General features: G+C 60.7%; 20 protein-coding genes and 1 pseudogene. 13 read left to right on the top strand and 8 right to left on the bottom strand.

Annotated features, from left to right (window positions below; all coding sequences use genetic code 11):
* The first annotated feature begins 135 nt into the window (after positions 1-135).
* Positions 136-1,866, top strand: coding sequence for a cation:proton antiporter (locus tag V6M90_RS22130; RefSeq protein ID WP_332847143.1), 1,731 nt, complete (start codon positions 136-138; stop codon positions 1,864-1,866).
* On the opposite strand, the gene V6M90_RS22125 is transcribed toward V6M90_RS22130, so the two are convergent.
* On the bottom strand, positions 1,853-3,061 hold the full coding sequence (locus V6M90_RS22125) for an ammonium transporter (protein WP_042944396.1): 1,209 nt from the start codon (positions 3,059-3,061) through the stop codon (positions 1,853-1,855). The genes V6M90_RS22130 and V6M90_RS22125 overlap by 14 nt on opposite strands.
* 346 nt (positions 3,062-3,407) lie before the next feature.
* Between V6M90_RS22125 and V6M90_RS22120 the strand changes: the two genes are divergently transcribed.
* The 8 genes from V6M90_RS22120 to V6M90_RS22085 all read left to right on the top strand — a co-directional run bounded on the left by V6M90_RS22120 (position 3,408) and on the right by V6M90_RS22085 (position 12,198).
* Complete coding sequence (locus tag V6M90_RS22120) at positions 3,408-3,722, top strand: DUF883 family protein (RefSeq protein WP_003172755.1); 315 nt, start codon at positions 3,408-3,410, stop codon at positions 3,720-3,722.
* Positions 3,723-3,726: 4 nt separating this feature from the next.
* Positions 3,727-4,116, top strand: coding sequence for a phage holin family protein (locus V6M90_RS22115; protein ID WP_003172754.1), 390 nt, complete (start codon positions 3,727-3,729; stop codon positions 4,114-4,116).
* Positions 4,113-4,454: a hypothetical protein gene (locus V6M90_RS22110; RefSeq protein ID WP_003172753.1), complete on the top strand. Its 342-nt coding sequence runs from the start codon at positions 4,113-4,115 to the stop codon at positions 4,452-4,454. The genes V6M90_RS22115 and V6M90_RS22110 overlap by 4 nt, the downstream gene beginning before the upstream one ends.
* Before the next feature lie 93 nt (positions 4,455-4,547).
* A complete protein-coding gene (locus V6M90_RS22105) occupies positions 4,548-5,711 on the top strand; it encodes an EAL domain-containing protein (RefSeq protein ID WP_003172752.1) in 1,164 nt (387 codons plus the stop codon).
* 71 nt (positions 5,712-5,782) lie between these two features.
* Positions 5,783-7,114, top strand: a complete 1,332-nt coding sequence (locus V6M90_RS22100; RefSeq protein WP_003172751.1) for a deoxyguanosinetriphosphate triphosphohydrolase — start codon at positions 5,783-5,785, stop codon at positions 7,112-7,114.
* A 170-nt stretch (positions 7,115-7,284) separates the two neighbouring features.
* Positions 7,285-7,686 (top strand): response regulator, encoded by a 402-nt coding sequence (locus tag V6M90_RS22095; protein ID WP_003172750.1) that lies wholly within the window; start codon positions 7,285-7,287, stop codon positions 7,684-7,686.
* Between the two features lie 250 nt (positions 7,687-7,936).
* A complete protein-coding gene (locus tag V6M90_RS22090; protein WP_003172749.1) occupies positions 7,937-8,554 on the top strand; it encodes a response regulator transcription factor in 618 nt (205 codons plus the stop codon).
* A gap of 8 nt (positions 8,555-8,562) precedes the next feature.
* Positions 8,563-12,198: a transporter substrate-binding domain-containing protein gene (locus V6M90_RS22085; protein WP_141063742.1), complete on the top strand. Its 3,636-nt coding sequence runs from the start codon at positions 8,563-8,565 to the stop codon at positions 12,196-12,198.
* 24 nt (positions 12,199-12,222) lie between these two features.
* On the opposite strand, the gene V6M90_RS22080 is transcribed toward V6M90_RS22085, so the two are convergent.
* Entirely contained in the window at positions 12,223-12,705 is a 483-nt protein-coding gene (locus V6M90_RS22080; RefSeq protein WP_003172747.1) for a GAF domain-containing protein, read from the bottom strand.
* Positions 12,702-13,592 carry an ATP-binding protein gene (locus tag V6M90_RS22075; RefSeq protein WP_003172746.1) on the bottom strand — a complete coding sequence of 297 codons (891 nt, stop codon included), beginning with the start codon at positions 13,590-13,592 and terminating at the stop codon, positions 12,702-12,704. The genes V6M90_RS22080 and V6M90_RS22075 overlap by 4 nt, the downstream gene beginning before the upstream one ends.
* 163 nt (positions 13,593-13,755) lie before the next feature.
* On the opposite strand from V6M90_RS22075, the gene V6M90_RS22070 reads away from it, so the two are divergent.
* On the top strand, positions 13,756-16,065 hold the full coding sequence (locus V6M90_RS22070; protein ID WP_305429596.1) for a hybrid sensor histidine kinase/response regulator: 2,310 nt from the start codon (positions 13,756-13,758) through the stop codon (positions 16,063-16,065).
* On the opposite strand, the gene V6M90_RS22065 is transcribed toward V6M90_RS22070, so the two are convergent.
* The 3 genes from V6M90_RS22065 to msrB form a co-directional block, all read right to left on the bottom strand.
* Complete coding sequence (locus V6M90_RS22065) at positions 16,019-16,510, bottom strand: MarR family winged helix-turn-helix transcriptional regulator (protein WP_141063743.1); 492 nt, start codon at positions 16,508-16,510, stop codon at positions 16,019-16,021. The two genes, V6M90_RS22070 and V6M90_RS22065, sit on opposite strands and share 47 nt — an antisense overlap.
* Complete coding sequence (locus V6M90_RS22060; RefSeq protein WP_003172744.1) at positions 16,507-16,992, bottom strand: glutathione peroxidase; 486 nt, start codon at positions 16,990-16,992, stop codon at positions 16,507-16,509. Before V6M90_RS22060 ends, V6M90_RS22065 begins: the two co-directional genes overlap by 4 nt.
* Positions 16,993-17,152: 160 nt before the next feature.
* Positions 17,153-17,545 carry a peptide-methionine (R)-S-oxide reductase MsrB gene (gene msrB, locus V6M90_RS22055; RefSeq protein ID WP_332847142.1) on the bottom strand — a complete coding sequence of 131 codons (393 nt, stop codon included), beginning with the start codon at positions 17,543-17,545 and terminating at the stop codon, positions 17,153-17,155.
* 202 nt (positions 17,546-17,747) lie between these two features.
* Between msrB and V6M90_RS22050 the strand changes: the two genes are divergently transcribed.
* Both V6M90_RS22050 and htpX read left to right on the top strand, forming a co-directional pair.
* Positions 17,748-18,959, top strand: coding sequence for a pyridoxal phosphate-dependent aminotransferase (locus tag V6M90_RS22050; protein WP_332847141.1), 1,212 nt, complete (start codon positions 17,748-17,750; stop codon positions 18,957-18,959).
* A gap of 303 nt (positions 18,960-19,262) precedes the next feature.
* Positions 19,263-20,150 carry a protease HtpX gene (htpX, locus tag V6M90_RS22045; RefSeq protein WP_003172740.1) on the top strand — a complete coding sequence of 296 codons (888 nt, stop codon included), beginning with the start codon at positions 19,263-19,265 and terminating at the stop codon, positions 20,148-20,150.
* A gap of 89 nt (positions 20,151-20,239) precedes the next feature.
* Here htpX and V6M90_RS22040 read toward each other — a convergent pair.
* A pseudogene (locus V6M90_RS22040) lies at positions 20,240-20,892 on the bottom strand (thiopurine S-methyltransferase).
* Between the two features lie 104 nt (positions 20,893-20,996).
* Between V6M90_RS22040 and V6M90_RS22035 the strand changes: the two are divergent.
* On the top strand, positions 20,997-21,764 hold the full coding sequence (locus tag V6M90_RS22035; protein WP_003172737.1) for a DODA-type extradiol aromatic ring-opening family dioxygenase: 768 nt from the start codon (positions 20,997-20,999) through the stop codon (positions 21,762-21,764).
* A 105-nt stretch (positions 21,765-21,869) separates the two neighbouring features.
* On the opposite strand, the gene V6M90_RS22030 is transcribed toward V6M90_RS22035, so the two are convergent.
* Positions 21,870-23,543 (bottom strand): DEAD/DEAH box helicase, encoded by a 1,674-nt coding sequence (locus V6M90_RS22030; RefSeq protein WP_003172736.1) that lies wholly within the window; start codon positions 23,541-23,543, stop codon positions 21,870-21,872.
* Positions 23,544-23,790 lie beyond the last annotated feature (247 nt).

Raw genomic sequence — 23,790 nt, 5'->3', positions numbered from 1 at the left:
AGAGACGAGCGATCATTCTAAAGCCGCCCTCCCGCTGTGACCCACAAAAAAAACTGACCCAGATCAGCATGACCTATAACTGAATCAGCGATTCTCGCGGCTTTTTGTCCGCTCACCCCTGCAACGGAGCTGCTCGTGTTCGCCAACCTGCTGATCATTCTGGCCTCATCCCTGGTGGTGATTGCGCTGTTTCGCCGGCTGCAACTGCCGCCCGTGCTCGGCTATCTGTGTGTGGGCCTGGCCGTGGGGCCTACTGCTCTGGACTGGGTGAACGACAGTGAAGAACTGCCCGACCTCGCGGAGTTGGGCGTGGTGTTCCTGCTGTTCTCCCTGGGCCTGGAGTTTTCCCTGACCAAGATGCTGGCACTGCGCCGTGTGGTATTTGGCCTGGGCAGTTTGCAAGTGCTGGGTTGCGCGGTGCTGCTTGGCGGTTTGTTGATGGCCCTGGGCGTGGCGCCCGGCATCGCCTTGCTGCTCGGCGCAGGGCTGGCGTTGTCGTCCACGGCGATCGTCAGCAAGGAGCTGACCAGCCTCGGGGAAATCTTCAGCAGCCATGGGCAGAACGCGATTGGCGTGCTGCTGTTCCAGGACGTGGTGGCCGTGTTGCTGTTGACCCTGGTGCCCGTGTTTGCCGGCAGCAGCGACCAAGCCTGGTACTGGGCCCTGCCGTTGACCCTGGGTAAAACCGTGGTGCTGTTCGTGGGTTTGCTGCTGGCCAGTCGCTGGTTATTGCCGCGTCTGTTTCATGAAGTCGCAGCCTCCCATTCGGCCGAGCTGTTTGTGCTGCTGGCGCTGGTGATCGTGTTGCTCACCGCCTGGTTGACCCATTTGCTCGGCCTCTCCCCTGCCCTCGGTGCGTTTCTGGCCGGCATGTTGCTGGGCGAAAGCCATTATCGTCACCAGATCGAAGCGGATATCCGACCGTTTCGCGACATCCTGCTGGGGCTGTTTTTCGTCAGCATCGGCATGCTCATCGACCTGCAGCTGTTCCTCAGCCATGGCCTGTTGATCCTCGGCCTGACCCTCACACTGATGTTGGTCAAGGGCTGCCTGGTCGCCGCATTGGTCAAGCTGCGCGGCAGCGACAGTGAAACCGCCTGGCGCAGCGGCCTGGCCCTGGCCCAAGGCGGGGAGTTCTGTTTTGCGCTGATGGCGCAAATGCAGCAAAGCCGGCTGATCCCGGACCAGTTCAATGGCTTGCTGCTCGCCGCGACCTTCTGCTCGATGCTGCTGACCCCGCTGCTGTTACGCGCCGCGCCCGCCATTGCGCTGCGCCTGCACCGCAAACCCAACCAGCAAGTGCAGTTGGAAACCATCAGTGCTCTCAACGCGCAATTGCAGGGCCATGCGTTGATCTGCGGGTATGGCCGGGTCGGTCAGTCCATCGGGCGTTTTCTGCGTCGCGAGCGACAGGCGTTTATTGCGCTGGATGACGACCCGGAACGAGTGCAGGAAGCCGCTACCGAGGACAGCAGCGTGCATTACGGTGATTGCCGTCGCGGCGCCTTGCTCAGCGCGGTCGGCCTTGAGCGTGCGCGGTTGGTGGTGATTGCGGTGGACAACAGTGACGTCGCGCTGCTGGTGTTGAAGGAGGCGCGGCGGATCAACCCCGAGGTGCCGATTCTGGTGCGCACGCGCGATGACAGCCAGTTGGCCGAACTGAAAGCGGCGGGAGCCAGCGAAGTGGTGCCCGAGCTGTTGGAGTCGAGCCTGATGCTTGCCTCCCACGCCTTGACCCTGCTGGGGTTACCGGACCAGCAGGTGCAGGCGCGGGTCGCTGAAGTGCGGCATGACCGCTACAGCTTGCTGCATGGTTTTTACGCGCACCCCAACAGCGAAGACGAGGCGCCGATCAATCCTGACTGACCGCGCCGATCTTGTGGATCGACAGGTCCGCACCGTAGTACTCCTGCTCCTGGCTCAGGCGCAGCCCGCTTGCGCGCTTGATCACGCCGTACACCAGCAGGCCGCCGCCAAACGCCACGGCCACGCCGAGGCCGGTGCCGATCAACTGGCTGATCAGGCTCACGCCGCCCAACCCGCCCAGCGCCGTCTGGCCAAAGATGCCGCAGGCGATGCCACCCCATACGCCACACAGACCATGCAGCGGCCACACGCCGAGCACGTCGTCGATCTTCCAGCGATCCTGAGCGGCGATAAAGCACCACACAAACAGCCCGCCCGCGACAACACCAGTGATCAGCGCGCCCACCGGGTGCATCAGATCGGAACCGGCGCAGATCGCCACCAGCCCGGCCAGCGGGCCGTTGTGCAGGAAGCCGGGGTCATTGCGACCGATCACCAGTGCAGCAACGGTGCCGCCGACCATCGCCATCAGCGAGTTGACCGCCACCAGGCCACTGACGCCGCTCAGGGTCTGCGCACTCATCACGTTAAAGCCGAACCAGCCGACGATGAGGATCCACGAGCCCAGCGCCAGGAACGGAATACTCGACGGTGCGAAGGCCACCAGGCGCCCTTCACGGTAGCGTCCATTACGCGGGCCCAGCAGCAATACCGCCGCCAGCGCCAGCCAGCCGCCCATGGCGTGCACCACCACGGAGCCGGCGAAGTCATGGAAACTGGCGCCAAAGGTGGCGAGCAACCAGGCTTGCAAGCCGAAATTGCCGTTCCACACCATGCCCTCAAAGAAGGGGTAGATAAACGCCACGATCAACGCAGTGGCACACAACTGCGGAGCGAACTTTGCGCGTTCGGCAATGCCCCCGGAAATAATCGCCGGGATCGCCGCGGCAAACGTCAGCAGGAAGAAGAACTTCACCAAGCCATAACCGTGGTCGGCGCTGATCACGGCCGCCGGTTGCATGAAGCTCACGCCATAGGAGATCCAATAGCCTATAAAGAAGTAGGCCAACGTGGAGATGGCGAAGTCGCTGAGGATCTTCGACAGCGCGTTGACCTGGTTTTTCTGGCGCACCGTGCCGACTTCGAGAAACGCGAAGCCTGCGTGCATGGCCAGTACCATGACCGCACCGATCAGGATAAACAGGGTGTTGGAGCTGTGGACCAGCGTGTCCACCGCGCTTTGCAGATTTTCCATTGAGGTTGGCAGGCCTGTATAAGGCAAAAAAGCACCAAAGCGGTTCAAGCCTGGGGTTGCGCGCACTAAATTGGCACCGACGGCACCGCCCCTCTGCAGAGGGCGTGAACCGCTTTAGCGCAGCGATCAACCTCAAAGGCCTTCGCCGACAGGGTTTTTCCGCGAGTTTCAGTTATTTAAGGTAAGGTTTTTGAGGGCTTGAGGCCTTACCGCCCAGCTTCAGCGCAGGCCTCGCGACCCGCGCACCAAGGCAAAGCAAAAGCTGTACCAGACAATTGCACTGAACCTTCACCGATGCCGGTGACTCGAAACCACACGTACAGATCAGCCCATCACGGAGATAACCATGGCCAGAAAAACAGCTCAGACCGCCCAAGAAATACTGATGGCGGATTTTAAAACCCTGGTCAGTGACACCGAAAAGTTGCTGGACGACACCGCGATCCTGGCCGGCGATCAGGCTGACGAATTGCGCAGCAAGATCCACGAAAGCCTGCTCAAGGCCCGTGAAACCCTGCAAGTGACCGAAGACTCCCTGCGCGAACGCGGCCAGGCGGCGGTCACCGCCACTGAAGATTACGTGCAGACCAACCCTTGGCAGGCAGTGGGCATTGCCGCCGGCGTGGGCTTTCTGATCGGTCTGCTGGCTACAAGGCGCTAACACTATGTCTATCGGCGAAAGCGGCTCGTCCACGGGCACAAGTTCAACCTCACGACGCCTGGGCGCAGCCGTTCTAGGCTTGCTGCACAGCCACGTCGAACTGTTTGGCATCGAATTGCAGGAACAGAAGGCGCGCACCGTCAGCCTGCTGTTGTTTGCGGGCTTGGCGCTGGTGTTTGCCCTGCTGTTGCTGGTGGGGCTGTCGACGCTGGTGATGATTCTGGTATGGGACACCGGCTATCGCCTTACCGGGATCATCTGCCTGTGCGTGTTCTACACCCTTGCTGCCGCGTTCTGCGGCGTGCGCTTGAAAGCGGCGGTGTTCGATGAGTCCACGCCCTTCCACGCCACGCTCGAAGAGCTGGCCAATGACCGGGAGCGCCTGCTGCCATGAGCCTGACTGAAATCCCCCACACCACCTCCCGCCGGGAAATGCGCAAGGCATTGATCCGCCTGCGCATGGAAATGCACCGCCAGGAGATCCGTCACGAGTCCCAACAACTGATGGCGCCCCTGCACAAAGTCCGCGACATGCGCCACAACTGGCAGGACAGCCTGGGCATCAAGCACGCGCCGCTGTGGGGCGTGGCGGCGGTAACGCTGTTGGGCTTCTTTACCGGCAAGGGCGCCAAGAGCGGCAGCCTCAGCAGCCTGACGCGCCTGGTGCGGTTGGGCGCCGGTTTGATCCCGCTGATCAAATTGGCGATGGCCGGCGCTTCGCGTAAAGGCTGAGCCCTGCTGGCTGCATTCTTGCAGACAGAATCGGCCCGCCCCTCATCAACGAGGGCCGGGCCTTTTTTTCGCCACCTCGCTTAAGGAGGCCCCGTGATCGACGGGCAACCGCTCGCCTGCTTCCAGCCGTTCATCGATACCGCCACCGGGCGCATTGCCGGCGTCGAGGCCCTGGGGCGTCTGCGCCAGGCGGATGGCCGCTTGCAGTCCGTGGGCCCGCTGTTCGACGACCCGCGCACACCGGGCGTGGCCTTGCGCCGCCTGGACCGGCAGATTCGCGACAATGCACTGAGCCGCCTGCATGAGGCCCCCGAAGACTGGTTCCTGAGCCTGAATATTTCGCCGCGCTGGATTAACCGCCTGCGCCCGGGCCAGGCGCTGCCGAGCCTGAAACAGATTCACCGGCACGGCGTCGACCCTGCGCGCATCGTGTTCGAGATCACCGAGCTGGGCGGAGACATCCAACGCCTGGCCGACGTAGTGACGCGCTATCGCGAGGCGGGCGCACGTATCGCCATCGACGACTTTGGCGCCGGCTACTCCCAACTCGACCGGGTGCTGGCGCTGCAGCCCGATATTCTCAAGCTGGATATGCGCCTGTTCCAGGCGGCCGCGCGAGGCGGGCCCAGCAGCGACGTGGTGCGGGCGCTGGCGCAGATGGCGGAAAAGACCGGGTGCTGGATCATCGCCGAAGGCGTGGAAACCGAGGCTCAACTGAGCTTCGCCCTGGAATGCGGCTCGCGGTACGTGCAGGGCTATCTGTTTGCCCAGGCGCAGCTGGACTGGTTCGCCGCCGACGCCTTCGTGCCGCGTTTTGCCCAGCTGCGCACGGCGTATGTCCAGCAGAAACTGACGGAACGCGGACGCACCATGCAGTTGCGCCAGCAATTGGCCGAATTGATGAACATCCTGCAAACCTGGGCCCAGGACCAGGCGCCGCTTGCGCAGTTGCCGCAACTGCCGGCCTTCCCCTGGTTGCTGCGCTTTTACCAGTGCGACCGGCATGGCACACAGTTGACGCCCAACTTCGAATGGCGCCAGGACGCCTGGCAGGCCGACAGTCGCTACCTGGGCCACAACTGGTCATGGCGCCCGTATTTCTATCACCTGCTGGCCGAAGGCTGGGAGGAGCGACGCCTGACCCTGTCGTCGACCTACCGCGACGCCACCACGAACCAGTACTGCCTCACCGCCGGACAATTCTTCGATAACGGTCAGCGTTTACTGTTAATCGATATCGACGCGGTCGGCCTGTAGATTTTCGCTTGCCCAGGCCGCGCCGAACCGGGAAGCTGGGCGGGTCATTCACCGTACGGAGAGTACCCGCCTTGGATTGGCCCACCCTGCTGACCCGCGAACGTCTTGGAAAGCCGCTGCACAGCCCGGAAGAACTGGGGCGCAGCCCGTTTCACAAAGACCATGACCGCATCATTTTTTCCGGCGCGTTCCGCCGCCTGGGACGCAAGACCCAAGTGCACCCGGTGTCGAGCAACGACCATATCCATACCCGTCTGACCCATTCCCTGGAAGTCAGTTGCGTGGGCCGCTCCCTCGGCATGCGCGTCGGTGAAACCTTGCGCAGCGCCCTGCCCGACTGGTGCGACCCGAGCGACCTGGGCATGGTGGTGCAGTCGGCGTGCCTGGCCCATGACATCGGTAACCCACCATTCGGGCATTCCGGCGAGGACGCGATCCGCCACTGGTTCCAGCAGGCGGCCGGGCGCGGCTGGCTGGACGACATGAGTACCGCCGAGCGCAATGACTTTCTCAATTTCGAAGGCAACGCGCAGGGCTTTCGCGTACTCACCCAGCTGGAATACCACCAGTTCGACGGCGGCACCCGCCTGACGTACGCCACCCTGGGCACCTACCTGAAATACCCCTGGACCGCTCGCCACGCCGACTCCCTGGGCTACAAGAAGCACAAGTTCGGCTGTTATCAGAGCGAACTGCCGATTCTGGAACAGATCGCCCACAAGCTCGGCCTGCCGCAACTTGAAGAACAACGCTGGGCCCGTCATCCGCTGGTGTACCTGATGGAGGCCGCCGACGACATTTGCTACGCCCTCATCGACCTGGAAGACGGCCTGGAAATGGACCTGCTGGAATACGCCGAAGTCGAATCCCTGCTGCTTGACCTGGTGGGCGACGATCTGCCGCAGACCTATCGACAACTGGGCCCAATGGACTCGCGTCGCCGCAAGTTAGCGATTCTGCGTGGCAAGGCCATCGAGCACCTGACCAACGCCGCGGCACACGCCTTCGTCGAACAACAGGACGCCTTGCTGGCCGGCACCCTGCCGGGCGATCTGGTGGAGCACATGCATGGCCCGGCCAAACGCTGCGTGCTGGATGCCAAGGACATGGCGCGCAAGAAAATCTTCCAGGACAAGCGCAAGACGCTGCATGAAATCGGCGCCTACACCACCCTGGAGATTCTCCTGAACGCGTTTTGTGGCGCCGCCCTGGAGCAGCATGGCGGCCGTACGCCATCATTCAAGAACCGACGCATTCTCGATCTGCTCGGCAACAACGCACCGGACCCTGCCTGGCCTTTGCACAAGTCGTTCCTGCGCATGATTGACTTTATTGCCGGCATGACCGACAGCTACGCCACCGAAATGGCGCGAGAGATGACAGGACGGTCCAGCCCGCAATAACCTGCCGAAAGCGCCGCCTGCTCCCTGAAAGGAATCTGCCTACAACGGGAACAGAGCGGCCTGATCGAATTCGCACAAGTATCCGAGGAATAATCGCGCACGCTCCGGGCAAATTTGGCGAACTACTCCTACATGCCCCCCATCGATGCTTGACTCACCGGGTGCCTTCCATGCCCAGTTATCCCCTTCGCATCCTGCTGGTGGAGGATCATCCCTTTCAATTGCTGGCCAGCCAGTGCCTGCTCAAGAGCTTCGGCTTCGAACAATTGACCCTGGCGGAGAACTCCGAACAGGCAATCCGTTGTATGAGGCAGGCCGAGGCCCCGTTCGATGTACTGTTGTGTGACCAGTGCCTGCCTGACTTACCCGGGTTGGAATTGATCGAAATCGCCATCCACGGCGGTTTTGCCGGCAACGCCATCCTGCTCAGCGGACTGCCGGTGGCGGAATTGTCACTGTTGCATGCCCAGGCCCTGGCACGCGGCCTGCCATTGCTTGGCTATTTGCCAAAACCGCTGAACAACGATGAACTTTCACAACTGATACAACCTTTACTCACACTACAAGTGTAGGACTTTAAACATATTGACCCGTCGAAAAGTGCTCGACTAACCGCCATTAAATGCCTGGCTTCCTGATTTGGCCACGCGGCCGGCCAAGCGCTGACAAACCACCTCACAAAGCCTTGGCAACCGGTAGGCCATTACCTTTTTTGCTGTAGGAAATCTCCTGTTTTATATCTACTCGGCCTTGGCTTCATGCTCCTGGCACCGCTTCTGAGCTAATGTGCCCGCTTTATTTACACCTGCATGGAACGTGACTATGAACACCGTTTTTATTATCGACGACCACCCGGTTATAAGGCTCGCCATCCGGATGTTGTTGGAGCACGAAGGCTACAAAGTAGTGGGAGAAACGGATAATGGCTGCGACGCCATACAAATGGTTCGCGAAAGCCTGCCGGACCTGATCATCCTGGATATCAGTATCCCCAAACTCGACGGGCTCGAAGTGCTCTGCCGCTTCAACGCCATGAATACCACCATGAAAACGCTGGTGCTGACGGCCCAGTCCCCCACCTTGTTCGCGACTCGCTGCATGCGCTCGGGCGCCGATGGCTACGTGTGCAAGGAAGGCGACCTGAGCGAACTGCTGAGCGCCATCCGCGCGGTGCTGTCAGGCTATAACTACTTTCCCAGCCAGGCCTTGACCACTCATGGCGCAGACGGCAGGGAACTTGAACTGTTCAAGGCCGTCAACGATCGCGAACTAATGGTATTGCAACTTTTTGCTCAAGGTCGTACCAACAAGGAAATCGCCAAGGGCATGTTCTTGAGTAATAAAACCGTAAGTACTTATAAAAAACGACTCATGCAAAAACTTCAAGCCAAGTCCTTGGTAGAACTTATCGAGATGGCAAAACGAAACGCGCTAGTGTGAGAAAGCGGATGCCCAGATGTATAAAGGACTATCTGATTATATTGAGTGCCGGCTTGTGCTTCAGTACGGCCGTGCCTGCAAATCATCAAACGGGCCCGGAACACTTTAACTTATTGAGTCGCGCAGGTTCGGTACAACTGGAACCCCATCTGAACAGGACGCAACGCCTGTGGCTGCAAAACAAACGCGAACTGGTCCTGGGCACAGCGTCCCCCGACTACCCACCCTTTGACCTCACTTCCAGCGGACGCGACTACGAAGGCTTCACCGCCGATTATGCCGGGCTGCTGAACAAGGCACTGGCCCTGCCGGTAAGAGTGTTGCGCTATTCCTCGAGAGAGGCTGCCATCCGCGCCCTTGAAGCGGGGGATATCGATCTGCTGGGTTCCTCCAACAGCTTCGAGGCGGCAAACCCCAACCTCAGCCTGTCTGAGCCCTATGCCCCCGACCAGCCGGTGCTGGTGACCCGCGAAGGCGAAACCCGCAGCCTGAGTGATGGATTGGCGGGGCTGCGCCTGGCTCTGGTCTATCACTATCTGCCCATGGGCGAGGTGGAAAAGCTTTACCCCAAGGCAATCATTCGCGCCTATCCGTCGTATCAGAACGCATTGAATGCGGTGGCGTTCGACCAGGCTGACGTATTCCTCGGCGACACCATTTCCACCCATTACATGATCAACAAGGGCTACCTTAAAAACATCCGCATGGCCAACTTCGGTAAACATGAAGCCTATGGCTTCAGTTTCGCCATGCCCCAGCACCAGACCATCCTGCTGAGTATCGTCGACGCCGTACTGATGAGCGTGCCCACCAGTGAACGGGAAGCCATCGCCAAGCGCTGGAGTGCCGGCAGCGATATCCTGCTGACCGACCACAAACTGCAACTGACGCCCCGCGAAGAACGCTGGCTCAAAGACCACCCGGAAGTCAGCGTGGTGGTAAACGAAGCCTATGCGCCGCTGACATTCTTCGACGCCAACGGCAATTTTCGTGGCATCACGGCCGATCTGCTGGAATTGATTCGCCTGCGAACCGGGTTACGCTTCAAGATCGTGCGCGGGCGCGATGTGAACACGATGATCGATCAGGTCGAGGCCGGCAAAGTCGACATCATCGGCGGTATCGTCCCCAGCGCCGAACGCGAAACCCAACTGGATTTCAGTCGTCCTTACCTGGAGAACTCCTACGTCATGTTGACGCGCAAGGAGGCCCAGGCACCCACCGGCCTGGAAGAAATGGCGGGCAAGCGCCTGGCGGTGACGCAAGGCAGCCCACTGATAAAGTTTCTGCGCGACAGCTTTCCGAAGATCGAGCTGGTAGAGACGGGGGATACCTTCAAGTCGACTGAACTGCTGGTCAACGGTCACGTGGACGGCGCGGTGAATACCCTGGTGATCGCCAACTATTTCCTGTCCTCACCGATGTTCCAGGACAAGGTTCAAATCAGCTTCAGCATCGGCACGATGCCTGCCACGTTCGCGCTGGCCACTTCACGCCGCGCCACCGAGCTCAGCTCGATTCTCGACAAGGCCCTGCTCAGCATCGCCCCGGATGAACTGGGGGTGATCAACAGCCGCTGGCGGGGCTACAGCGCCGCCGGCGACAGTTATTGGCGCGACTATCACCAACTGATCGCTCGCATCATCATCGGCACCGGGCTCTTGTTGCTGATTTCCCTGACCTGGAATGCGTACATGCGCCGCCAGATCAAGCAACGCAAAATGGCCGAACGCGCCCTCAACGACCAGTTCGAGTTCATGCGGGCCCTGGTCAATGAGACCCCGCACCCGATCTACGTACGTGACCGCCAGGGCCTGCTGCAGACCTGCAACGACAGCTACCTGCAGGTGTTCGACGTCAAGCGCGAAGACGTCATTGGCAAAAGCGCGATGCAGATCAGCACGGCCCTAGCGGCAGAAGCGGCGCAATACCATGCCGACTATCAGCGCGTGGTGGCAGAGGGCAACCCGTTGATCCTGGACCGTACCCTGCATATCCGCGGAAAAAAACTGACGATCTACCACTGGATCCTGCCGTACCGCGACTCCATTGGCGAGGTACAGGGCATCATCGGTGGCTGGGTCGACATCAGTGAGCGACGCCAGTTGTTCGATGAGCTGCGTGCGGCCAAGGAACGCGCCGACGAGGCCAATCGTGCCAAGAGTACCTTCCTCGCCACCATGAGCCACGAAATCCGCACACCGATGAACGCCGTGATCGGCATGCTGGAGCTGACCCTGAAACGCGCCGACCAGGGCCATCTCGATCGTCCGGCCATTGAAGTCGCCTACAACTCGGCCAAGGACCTGCTGGAGCTGATCGGCGATATCCTCGACATCGCGCGCATCGAGTCCGGGCGCCTGAGCCTGGCACCGGAACGCGTAAACCTGCGAGAGGTCATCGCCTCGGTGGTGCGTGTGTTCGATGGCCTGGCACGCCAGAAAACCCTTAGCCTGCTGTTGGAGTTCAAGCCCGACCTTGACGACACCGAAGTGTTGATCGACCCGCTGCGCTTCAAGCAGGTGCTGTCGAACCTGGTGAGCAACGCGATCAAGTTCACCGAGCGCGGCCAGGTAAAGATCAAGGTAGAGGTCCTGCCCACCGACCTGCCGCAACAGATCGAGATGAAACTGGTGGTGGAAGACACCGGCATCGGCATCAGCCGGGAAGACCAGATGCGCCTGTTCGAACCCTTTGCCCAGGCCGACAACTCCGGGCAACTGGCCAGGAGCGGCGCAGGCCTGGGGCTGGTGATCTGCCGCAGCCTGTGCGCCATGATGGGCGGGCAACTCAGCCTGAGCAGCGTGCCGATGGTGGGTACCCAGGTGCATGTCAGCCTGAAGATGATTCGTCTGCAGCCGGCGCTGGCGGTGGATGAGTTCACCCCCGAGGTGCCCGCGGCCGCGACGGTACTCAATGTGCTGGTGGTGGACGATCACCCGGCGAACCGCCTGTTGATGTGCCAGCAGCTGGGCTACCTCGGCCATCACTTCACCGCCGCTCAAAACGGCGCCACCGGTTTCCAGGCCTGGCGCCAGCAACACTTCGACCTGGTCATCGCCGACTGCAACATGCCCATCATGAACGGTTACGAGCTCAGTCGCTCGATCCGCGAATACGAGCAGCGCGAGCAACTGACGCCCTGCGTGGTCCTGGGATTTACCGCCAATGCCCAACCCGAAGAGAAACAGCGCTGCGCCCAGGCCGGCATGAACGACTGCCTGTTCAAACCCATCAGCCTCACCGCGCTGGAGCGGCAACTGGCACAGATCAGTCCTCAACCGGTCGGCGAGTCGTTCGATCTCGGCAACTTCGACACGCTCACAGGCGGCGACCCACAGATGAGCCGGCGCCTGCTCGAAGAGCTGTTGAGCAGCAGTCGCCAGGATCGCCAGGACCTGCTCGCCTTGCTGGCGGCGCAGGCTTCGCTCCAGGACATTATCGAGCAGGCCCACAAGATCAAGGGCGCAGCCCGTATCGTCCAGGCCCGTGCATTGGCCTCGCAATGCGAAACCCTCGAGCAGGCGTGCGCACGCGGCGATGAGCCAGCGCTGATCGAAGCGGCCGTGAAATCCCTGGAAAAGCTGATGCTGGAACTGGAAAGGGAGCTGCAGGTACAACTGCGTGGGCTGGACGGCGAATAAGGGGCGGCGACCGCCCCTCGTGCCTCAGCAGTCGGTCAAGCGCAGGAAAATCGACGCCAGTTGTTCGATGCCCACCTGGTCCTGCTGGGTAAAACGCGCCAGTGAAGGGCTGTCGAGGTCAAGAACGCCAATCAATTGGCCGTTCTTGACCAGCGGCACCACCAGTTCGCTGTTGGACGCACTGTCACAGGCGATGTGGCCGGGGAACGCGTGCACGTCATCAACGCGCTGGGTTTGTCGCGACGCCGCGGCCGCACCACATACGCCGCGGCCAAAAGGGATACGCACACAGGCAATCTGGCCTTGGAACGGACCAAGCACCAGTTCTTCATTGCGATTGAGGTAGAAGCCGGCCCAGTTCAAGTCATCCAGCTGGTTGAACAGGAATGCCGAAAACTGCGCACTGTTGGCGATGAAATCCCGTTCATCGGCCAGCAACGATTCCAGTTGTGCGCAGAGCATGGCATAGCCGTCCAGGCCGGTGCCGGCGTGTTGCAGATCGATCATGGTTGACGCTCCAGCAATTTAAGGCCCACCCAGTAACGGGCGAATTGATAAGCACAACGGCCGTTGCGGTTGCCGCGGCCGGTCGCCCAGCGCACGGCGAGAATGTCGAGGGCTTCGTCGCGCTGCCATGGCAAGCCGGCCTTGCCCGCCAACTCGCCGATCCAGTGCTCCACCACCGCCAGGAAATGTTCCTGGGTAAATGGGTAGAACGACAGCCACAAGCCGAAGCGGTCGGACAGGGCGATCTTGTCTTCCACCGCTTCGCTGGGGTGCAATTCGCCGTCCACGCGTTTCCAGTTCTCATTGTCGCTCTGGTTTTCCGGCACCAAGTGGCGGCGGTTGGACGTGGCATACAGCAGCACGTTTTCCGGGGCCTGTTCCAGGGAGCCGTCAAGCACACTCTTGAGCACGCGGTAGTCGCCTTCGCCGGCGTCGAACGAAAGATCATCACAGAACAGAATAAAACGCTGCGGCAGCTTGACCAGTTGCTCGACCACACGCGGCAGGTCGGCAAGGTGGTCACGCTCGATTTCGATCAGGCGCAAACCGGCCTGGCAATGCTGGGCCAGCAAGGCACGTACCATGGACGATTTGCCGGTGCCGCGCGAGCCCCATAGCAACGCATGGTTGGCGGGCAGGCCATCGAGGAATTGGTGAGTGTTGCGCGCCAGGGTTTCACGTTGCGTGTCCACGCCGATCAGGTCGGACAGGCGCATGTCCAGGCTCACGTCCAGCGGCATCAGGAAACCGCTGCGGCCCTCACGCTGCCAACGGGCGGCCAGGCACTGGTTCCAGTCGATGGCCTGGCGTGGCATGGGCAACAAGGGTTCCAGACGGGCGAGCACGGCGTCGGCTCGCTCAAGAAAGGCATTCAATCGAGAATCCACACTTATTCCTCTGGCAAGTTCTTGCAAAAGATGGCGTATTGGCAACCCTGCGGCAGATCACATCAGGCTGCGTAAAAACAGAATTATGCCGGGCAGGCCAGAGCGTGTGGATGTTCAGCTATGCTTGCCGGGCGAAGGGAAACGTGAAGTGGTTCAACACTCGATGGATATCAAGTTCGCCCACCGCTTGTCTTATAAACAAGCCCGATTGACTGTGCTGGTCGGTTTCGTCTTGGGAACCTTGCTCAGCCTGATCCAGATCGGCATTGATTATGCCAGCGAAGACGCATCCATCAACCGTGAAATTCGCTCACTGATCGAAATCAGCCATAACCCGGCGTCACGCATCGCCTACAACATCGACGCTGAACTGGCCCAGGAACTGACCCTGGGCCTGCTGCGCTCCCCCGCCGTCATTCGCGCGCAGTTGATCGACAACAACGGCGTGGTACTCGCCGACGTAGGCCACCCGCGCAAGGAAAGCACCTATCGGCCGCTCAGCGACTTCCTCTTCGGTGCCAACCGCCAATTCGAAGACCGCCTGTTCCTCAGCCACATGCCCGACGAGTCCCTCGGCGTGCTGCGCCTGGACGTCGACACCTACGCCTTCGGCAGCCGTTTCCTGCGTCGCGCCGAGATCACCCTGCTCAACGGGTTCGTGCGCAGCCTGCTGCTGACCGGCATTCTGCTCGGACTGTATTACGTGATGCTGACCCAGCCGCTGGTGCGGCTCATTGGCGAACTGAGTACGCGTAAAAACACGCGACTGGACTGCCCACCGGGCCACGAAAACGATGAAATCGGCGTGCTGGTGAACGTGGCCAACCAGCAATTCGAAACCATGGAGACCGAGATCCAGCAACGCCGTCATGCCGAGGACCGTCTCACCGAGTACCTGGGCCAACTGGAAGACATCGTCTCCGCGCGCACCCTTGAGCTCAAGGCCAGCAACCAGCGCCTGAGCCAGTCCAACGATGAGCTGGAGGCCGCGAAAATAAACGCCTTGGGGATGGCCCAGGCACGGGCGGCGTTTCTGGCCAATATGAGCCACGAAATCCGCACCCCGCTCAATGGCCTGCTGGGCATGATCGCCCTGTCACTCGATAGCCCGCTGAACGCCGAACAGCGCCAGCAGTTGTCCATCGCCCATGACTCCGGCAAGGTCTTGGTGGAGTTGCTCAACGATATCCTCGACTTGTCCAAGTTCGACGCCGGTCAGCTGGAGCTCGAGCGCATCCCGTTCGATCTGGGCTCGTTGGTGGAAGACACCGCCAACCTGCTCTCGCAAAACGCGGCCCCCAGCGTGGAACTGACCTGCCTGATCGACCCGCAGTTTCCCGCCCAGGTATTGGGCGACCCGACCCGGGTGCGGCAGATCGTCAGCAACTTGCTGTCCAATGCCTTGAAGTTCACCCGTTTCGGACGGGTGGACGTGCGCCTGAGCAGCATTGATGACACGGTGAGCATTGAAGTCTGCGATACCGGCATCGGCATTGCGCAGGACGCGCAGATGAAGATCTTCCAGCCGTTCACCCAGGCCGGCGCCGGTATCACCCGCCAGTTTGGCGGCACGGGGCTGGGCCTGGCGCTGACGTATAACTTGTGCGAAGCGATGAAGGGGCGCTTGAGCATCAGTTCGGAGGTGGGATTCGGCAGCCAGTTCTGTGCGCAACTGCCGTTGCCGGCGCACCTGCCGGCATCACCGCAGGCGCCATTGGCAGGCGATGTCATTGTGATTACCGGGCAAAGCAGCGGCCTGGCCGAATTGCTGACCACCCTGTTGCCCTATTGGGGACTCAAACCGCGTTGCTACAGCATCGATGACGACTTGAGCGCACAGCATCCCGACCTGTTGATCACCGACTGCCCGGAATGCCTGTTCCGCCTGCGGCCGGGCATCACCGCGCCGATTCTGGTAGTGACTGCCTACGGCAACTTCATGCCGAGCGAAGAGGTGGCGGCCCTCGCGCCCTTGCAGCAACAGGCCCGGCCATTGAGCCGCAATGCGTTGTACCAGATCCTGCAGCGCAACCTGCGCAGCGACACCCAGCCAGTCCTCGACCCGGTGCAACTGGACGCCGCGCCTCTTGCGCGCCGTGCGCGCATCCTGCTGGTGGAGGACAACCCGGTGAACCAACTGGTGGCCAAGGGCATGCTCGGCAAGCTGGGCTGCGAAGTGATTGTGGCCGCCCACGGCGGTGAAGCGCTCAAGCTTTTGGAAGAACAGCCCTTCGATATGGTGCTGATGGACTGCAACATGCCGGTGATGGATGGCTACGAAGCCAGCCGGCAGATCCGTCGCAGCGGGCGCTGGCCGGATCTGCCGATTGTCGCCTTGACCGCCAACGCCATGGCCGAAGAACGCGAACGTTGTCGGGCCGCCGGCATGAATGACTACCTGGCCAAGCCCTTCCGGCGTGAAGAACTCAACGCGCTGTTGGACCTGTGGGTGCCGACGACGACACCGCTGTGATTTGCACCATCAGTTGATCCAGGCCCTCGCGCAAGGCGTCGGCGCTGTTGAGGTCGATGCCGCTGTCGCACAACAGACGGGTCTTGAGGGCATGGGTCTGGTCGCGCAGTTCTACACCGCTGTCGCTCAGGCCCAGATGCACTTCCCGCTCATCCCTGGCGCTGCGCCGGCGCGTCACCCAGCCAAGCTGTTCCAGGCGCTTGAGCAACGGCGTCAGGGTGCCCGAGTCGAGCATCAGGCGTTCGCCAAGTGCCTTGACCGTGGGCTGTTGCGCGCCTGTGTCGCGCCATTCCCATAGCACCAGCATCACCAGGTATTGCGGGTAGGTCAGGCCCAACTGGTCGAGCATCGGTTTATAGGCGCGGGTCACCGCCCGCGAGGCGGCGTACAGCTTGAAACACAGCTGGTTGTCCAGGGCCAGGGAAAGGGTCGGTAAAGAGGTCATTTGAGCAGGGCTTCGATCTCTTGGGTCAAGTCCTGCGGCTTGGTGGTCGGGCCAAAGCGCTTGACGACCTGGCCGTCGCGACCAATGAGGAACTTGGTGAAATTCCACTTGATGCCTTTGGAGCCCAGCAGCCCCGGCGCCGATTTCTTAAGTTGCACAAACAACGGGTGGGCGTCGCTGCCATTGACGTCGATCTTCTTGAACAGCGGAAAGCTCACGCCGAAATTCAGCTCGCAAAATTCGGAAATCGCACCTTCGTCACCCGGCTCCTGTTTGCCGAACTGGTTGCAGGGAAAGCCCAGCACCACCAGGCCCTGATCCTTGTACTGCTGCCAGAGCTGCTCAAGGCCCTTGTACTGCGGGGTAAAACCGCATTTGCTGGCGGTATTGACCACCAGCACGGCCTTGCCGGCGAAATCGGCCAAGGTCTTTTGCTCACCCTTGATGGTGGTGCATGGGATGCTCAGCAGGTTGTTGCTCATGGCAGTGCCTCGACGTAGAAAAGAGGCAAACCATAGCGAGCGATTCAGTTGCGTGCAATTCAATTGATCGCAATGATGGTAGCCGATAAGCCCGGTTCTATCGATGAGAGGGCGGTGCGACAATTCGGCTTGCCCCCTCCCACCTTGCATCAAGTGAGGCCTAGCGCGGCACCAGGTCCAGGCACACCGAGTTGATGCAGTATCGCAACCCTGTCGGCGGCGGGCCGTCCGGGAACACGTGGCCCAGGTGCGCGTCGCATTTGGCGCAGGTGACTTCGGTGCGGATCATGCCGTGGCTGACATCACGGATCTCGACCATCGCGCTGTCGGCGATCGGCTCAAAGAAGCTCGGCCAGCCGCAGCCCGAATCAAACTTGGCCTTGGAATCGAACAACGGTTCATTGCAGCAGATGCAGTGGTAAACGCCGTCGGTCTTGGTGGCATTGTACTTGCCGCTGAAAGGTCGCTCGGTACCCTTGAGACGGCACACGTTGTACTGCTCCGGATCGAGCATGGCTTTCCATTCTTCAAAGGTCTTCTGCAACTTTTCCATCGGTACACCTCGACAACTGAAAAAGCCTGATCTGTGTCTTTTCCATGGATCAGGCGGCACGTATGATTGCGCCTCGTCAAAACGCCAGTCTGGCACCCGCGCTATCGGCATTCAAACGTATTTATGGGTGCGGGCCTCGCAGGTTTCACAGTACGGTAGTGTCCATGCCGTCTGGATCGTTCATTTTCAGGATCACATCGCCATGCAGGTCAGCAAATCGAACAAGCTCGCCAACGTCTGCTATGACATTCGTGGCCCGGTGCTCAAGCACGCCAAACGTCTGGAAGAGGAAGGCCACCGCATCCTCAAGCTGAACATTGGCAACCCGGCGCCCTTTGGTTTCGAAGCGCCGGACGAAATCCTCCAGGATGTGATCCGCAACCTGCCGACCGCCCAGGGCTACAGCGACTCCAAAGGCCTGTTCAGTGCGCGCAAGGCAGTGATGCAGTACTACCAGCAAAAGCAGGTGGAAGGTGTCGGCATCGAAGACATCTACCTGGGCAATGGCGTTTCCGAGCTGATCGTGATGTCCATGCAGGCGCTGCTCAACAACGGCGATGAAGTGCTGGTACCGGCGCCGGACTACCCGCTGTGGACTGCTGCCGTGACCCTGGCCGGCGGCCACCCCGTGCACTACCTGTGCGACGAAGGCGCCGACTGGTTCCCGGACCTGGCCGACATCAAGGCCAAGATCACCCCGAACACCAAGGCGCTGGTAATCATCAACCCGAACAACCCTACCGGCGCCGTTTACTCTAAAGAAGTGCTGCTGGGCATGATCGAACTGGCCCGCCAGCACAACCTGGTGGTGTTCTCCGACGAGATCTACGACAAGATCCTCTACGACGACGCCGTACACGTGTGCACCGCCTCCCTGGCGCCGGACCTGTTGTGCCTGACCTTCAACGGTCTGTCCAAGTCCTACCGCGTGGCAGGGTTCCGCTCCGGCTGGATCGCCATCTCCGGCCCCAAGCACAATGCCCAGAGCTACATCGAAGGCATCGACATGCTGGCCAACATGCGCCTGTGCGCCAACGTGCCGAGCCAGCACGCGATCCAGACCGCACTCGGTGGCTACCAGAGCATCAACGACCTGATCCTGCCCCAAGGCCGACTGCTGGAACAACGCAACCGCACCTGGGAACTGCTCAATGCGATCCCGGGCGTGAGCTGCGTAAAACCCATGGGCGCGCTGTATGCCTTCCCACGGATCGACCCCAAAGTCTGCCCGATCCTCAACGACGAGAAGTTCGTGCTCGACCTGCTCTTGTCGGAAAAGCTGCTGGTGGTCCAGGGCACCGCGTTTAATTGGCCATGGCCGGACCACTTCCGCGTAGTGACCTTGCCGCGAGTGGATGACCTGGACATGGCCATTGGTCGCATCGGCAACTTCCTCAAGTCCTATCGCCAGTAACCGAAATGACGTCGTACCGGCCTTCTGGGTCGTACGGCGATTATCTGGCAACACTTCTCTGGAGTGCGCGGCCTGAAACGCGACGATAGCCCCGTGCCAGCCGCCCTCCCCTAGTGTTCACGGGGGGGCGACGCACTCGATGGCTGACCGGGCAGGGGATTGGAGGTAGGAAAATCCCTTCAAAGTGCTACATTTCAGCTGTAGGACACAGTTTGAAATAGTCGCCCGGTTGAATCACCCCATGCCGCACCTTATATACCCCGCAGTAAGCGACATATTAAGCATGAGGAGAACTCTACAACCATGATGCGCATCCTGCTGTTCTTGGCCACTAACCTGGCGGTTGTACTGATTGCCAGCGTCACCCTGAGCCTTTTTGGCTTCAATGGGTTCATGGCGGCCAACGGGGTTGATCTGAACCTCAATCAGCTGCTGATTTTCTGTGCGGTCTTTGGTTTTGCCGGCTCGCTGTTCTCGCTGTTCATCTCCAAGTGGATGGCGAAGATGAGCACCAGCACCCAGATCATCACGCAACCACGCACACGCCACGAACAATGGCTGATGCAGACCGTGGAGCAGTTGTCTCAAGAAGCAGGCATCAAAATGCCCGAAGTGGGGATTTTCCCTGCTTATGAGGCCAACGCCTTCGCCACGGGTTGGAACAAGAACGACGCCCTGGTGGCCGTGAGCCAGGGGCTACTGGAGCGTTTTTCGCCCGACGAAGTAAAAGCCGTGCTGGCCCACGAGATCGGCCACGTCGCCAACGGCGACATGGTCACCCTCGCGCTGGTGCAGGGCGTGGTGAACACCTTCGTAATGTTTTTTGCGCGGATCATCGGCAACTTCGTCGACAAAGTGATCTTCAAAAATGAAGAAGGTCGCGGCATCGCCTACTTCGTGGCAACCATTTTTGCCGAAGTGGTGCTGGGTTTCCTGGCCAGCGCGATCGTGATGTGGTTCTCGCGCAAACGCGAGTTTCGCGCAGACGAAGCCGGTGCGCGGCTGGCGGGCACCGGCGCAATGATCGGCGCGCTGCAACGCTTGCGCTCCGAACAGGGCATGCCGGTGCACATGCCGGACAGTCTGACTGCCTTCGGCATCAACGGCGGAATCAAGCAGGGCCTGGCGCGCATGTTCATGAGCCACCCGCCACTGGAAGAACGCATCGAAGCATTGCGTCGTCGCGGCTGATAGACAGGCGACTCGACAAGGGGCGATAGGATCGCCCCTTTTTTGTGGGTGCCGATACCGTCATCGCACCGGTATGAACAACGCGCCTTTCAGCACCTGACGAGCCGGTAAGCGCGCTCTTCAAGGCGCGTAACACCATCCTGCAAGAACTTCCAGCTCTCACCAAGGATGTCCTGCTGCTCCAACACCTCCAATGACCAATGCTCGCCAAGCAGCATATGCACCTCTTCATCGGTGACGGCAAAGGGTGGGCCGGCCTTTTGCGTCTGGTCGTAGTCCAGGGCGATCAACAGGCCCTGACAACCGGGCCGCAGCACGACGTTCAAATGCTCGGCATACTGCGCCCGCATCAGCGGCGGCAAGGCGATCAGCGCAGCACGGTCGTAGAGTGCAGTGCAGTCAGCGCCTGCGCGTCCAGGGCAAAGAAGTCAGCGCACCACACCTCGATGGCATCAGCCTGATACACCTTGAACTCACCCCGCCGGGTGATTCGCGGCGTCAGGTTCTGCTCGTCAAAGAAGGTTTCCACCGCCTGTTCCGACAATTCCACACCCAGCACGCGATGGCACTGGCTGGCGAGCCACATCAGGTCCAGGCTTTTGCCACACAGCGGCACCAGCACCTTGGCGCCCTCCTCCACGGCCAGTCCGGGCCAATGCTTTTGCAGGTAAGGATTGACCTCGGGCAAGTGAAAGCCGATCTGATTGCGCGCCCAGCGCTCCTGCCAAAACTTGGGCTCCATGGAATCGCCTCCGTAAATTCGATCAAACAGCACTAAAACTTATATTAGATTTAGATCAATGATCTGATTGAAGATGGCCTCATATTAACCCTCAGGACCCCTTTATGCTCCCCAGCCTGTTTATCTCACACGGTTCGCCCATGCTCGCCCTGCAGCCAGGCGACAGCGGTCCGGCGCTGCGGCGTTTGGCTGCAGAACTGCCCCGGCCACGGGCGATTGTGGTGGTGTCGGCCCATTGGGAAAGCCAGGAACTGTTGGTCAGCGCCAGCGCCGCGCCCGAGACCTGGCACGACTTCGGCGGCTTCCCCCGGGAGCTGTTCGCTGTGCAATATCCGGCGCCAGGCGACCCGCAACTGGCGGGCGAAATTGTCGATTTGCTGCACGCCGATGGCCTGAATGCCCGCACCGATGGCACCCGCCCCTTCGATCATGGTACTTGGGTGCCGCTGTCGCTGATGTACCCTGCGGCGGATATTCCGGTGGTACAAGTGTCCCTGCCGAGCCGCCTGGGCCCTGCCCTGCAAACCCGAGTCGGGCACGCACTGGCCAGCCTGCGCGAGCAAGGCGTGCTACTGGTCGGCTCGGGCAGCATCACCCATAACCTGGGGGAGCTGGACTGGCATGCCGGGCCTGAGAGCATCCAGCCCTGGGCACGAGATTTTCGCGATTGGGTAGTGGATAAGCTGGCGGCCGATGATGAAACCGCGCTGCATGATTATCGTCGCCGGGCGCCGAATGCGGTACGCAACCATCCCAGCGATGAGCATCTGTTGCCGCTGTACTTTGCGCGCGGCGCAGGCGGTGATTTCAGCGTGGCGCATCAAGGCTTCACGTTGGGCGCCCTGGGCATGGACATCTATCGCTTTGGCTGACACCGATCGACGGCTGGGCGGACGCTGGTACAGAACTTTCACGCAAAAAAAATCCCCGAACCAGTCGGGGATTTTTTATGTGCGATCAATCAACCCAAGGGCGGATCAATCTTCGCGGTAGCGACGCAGCTTCAACTGCTTACCGGCAACGCGTGTGTCTTTGAGCTTGGTCAGCAGTTTTTCCAGACCATCTTCCGGCAGTTCCACCAGGGAGAAGCTGTCACGCACCTGGATGCGACCGATGGCTTCACGGGCCAGGCCACCCTCGTTGAGGATAGCGCCCAGCAGGTTCTTGGCGGCAATGCCATCACGCGCGCCCAGCGCGGTACGGCAACGAGCACGGCCTTCAGCCAATGGAACCGGAGCACGACGCTCACGATCACCACGGTCTGGACGGTCGCCGGAACGCTCTGGACGATCACCGCGTGGCGCGTTGTTCGGTACCAGTGGACGTTCTTTCTCGATGGCTGCCAGGGTCAGGGCTTGACCGTTGGTGGCCTTGCGCAGCAGGGCTGCAGCCAGGGCACGCGGGGTGCAACCGATATCGGCGGTCAGGCGGTCCAGCAGGTCGCCGTGGGTCGATTCAGCGTCAGCCACCAGTGGTGCCAGGCTGTTGGTCAGTTTCTTGATGCGGGCATCGAGAACGGCCTGGGCATCCGGCAGGCGGACTTCGGCCACTTTCTGACCGGTTACACGCTCGATCACTTGCAGCATGCGGCGCTCGCGCGGAGTCACCAGCAGCAGTGCACGACCTTCGCGACCGGCACGGCCGGTACGGCCGATACGGTGAACGTAGGATTCCGGATCGTAAGGCATGTCGACGTTGAACACGTGGGTGATACGTGGAACGTCGAGACCACGGGCGGCAACGTCGGTCGCCACAACGATGTCCAGACGGCCATCCTTGAGCGAGTCGATTACGCGCTCACGTTGGTTCTGGGCAATGTCACCGTTCAGCGCAGCGGCTTTGTAGCCTTTGGCTTCCAGGGCACTGGCCAGGTCCAGGGTCGCTTGCTTGGTGCGCACGAACATGATCAGGGCATCGAAGTCTTCGACTTCCAGCAGGCTCAATACAGCCGAGGTCTTCTGGTCAGCGTGAACCAACAGGTGAGCCTGTTCGATCGCGGTAACGGTCTGGGTCTTGGTCTGGATCTTCACGTGTTGCGGATCGCGCAGGTGGCGTTCGGCAATGGCACGGATCGACTGTGGCAGGGTCGCCGAGAACAGTACGGTCTGACGGGTCGGTGGCAGTGCCTTGAAGATGACTTCCAGGTCATCCATAAAGCCCAGCTTGAGCATTTCGTCAGCTTCGTCGAGCACCAGGTGATTCACGGTCGACAGGACTTTTTCGTCACGACGCAGGTGGTCGCACAGACGGCCCGGGGTGGCGACAACGATCTGTGCGCCGTTACGGATGGCTTTCAGTTGTGGGCCCATAGGCGCGCCGCCGTAAACGGCCACAACGGTTACGCCTGGCATTTGCTTGGCGTAGGTTTCAAAAGCGGTTGCTACTTGCAGCGCCAACTCACGGGTTGGCGCCAGGATCAGGGCTTGCGGCTCGCGCTTGGCAGGATCGATGCAGTGCAGGATAGGCAGGGCGAACGCGGCGGTTTTACCGGTACCGGTCTGCGCCTGGCCAATCATGTCCTGGCCGGCCATGATGATCGGGATCGATTGCTGCTGAATCGCCGAAGGTTCTTCGTAGCCGGTCGCGATGACGGCAGCAAGAATGTTCGGGTTAAGATTAAAAGCGGCGAAGCCGCCGGTTTCCTGGGTCATGGGTCTGCCTCTAAGTGCATCCGCAAAGACCCATGCTCCAAAGCTGCGCATGCCGTGTTGAGACTCAAGAGTCGCCCTGGCTGCTTTGTCGGCGGGGATTTGCGAAAACGAATGAATGAAAAAGATTCGTCAAGGAAGAGTCCGCTGTGCGGACGTGCAGCCGAAGCTGACTTCGGGGAATTGCGCTACCTAAACGCGGCCCGGTTAAAGGCCGGCGCGCACTATACCGGAAATAGCTGAAAAAGGG

It is taken from the genome of Pseudomonas lactucae (assembly GCF_036688725.1).
Taxonomy (GTDB): domain Bacteria; phylum Pseudomonadota; class Gammaproteobacteria; order Pseudomonadales; family Pseudomonadaceae; genus Aquipseudomonas; species Aquipseudomonas lactucae.
This window is presented reverse-complemented; position numbering and strand designations above follow the sequence as displayed.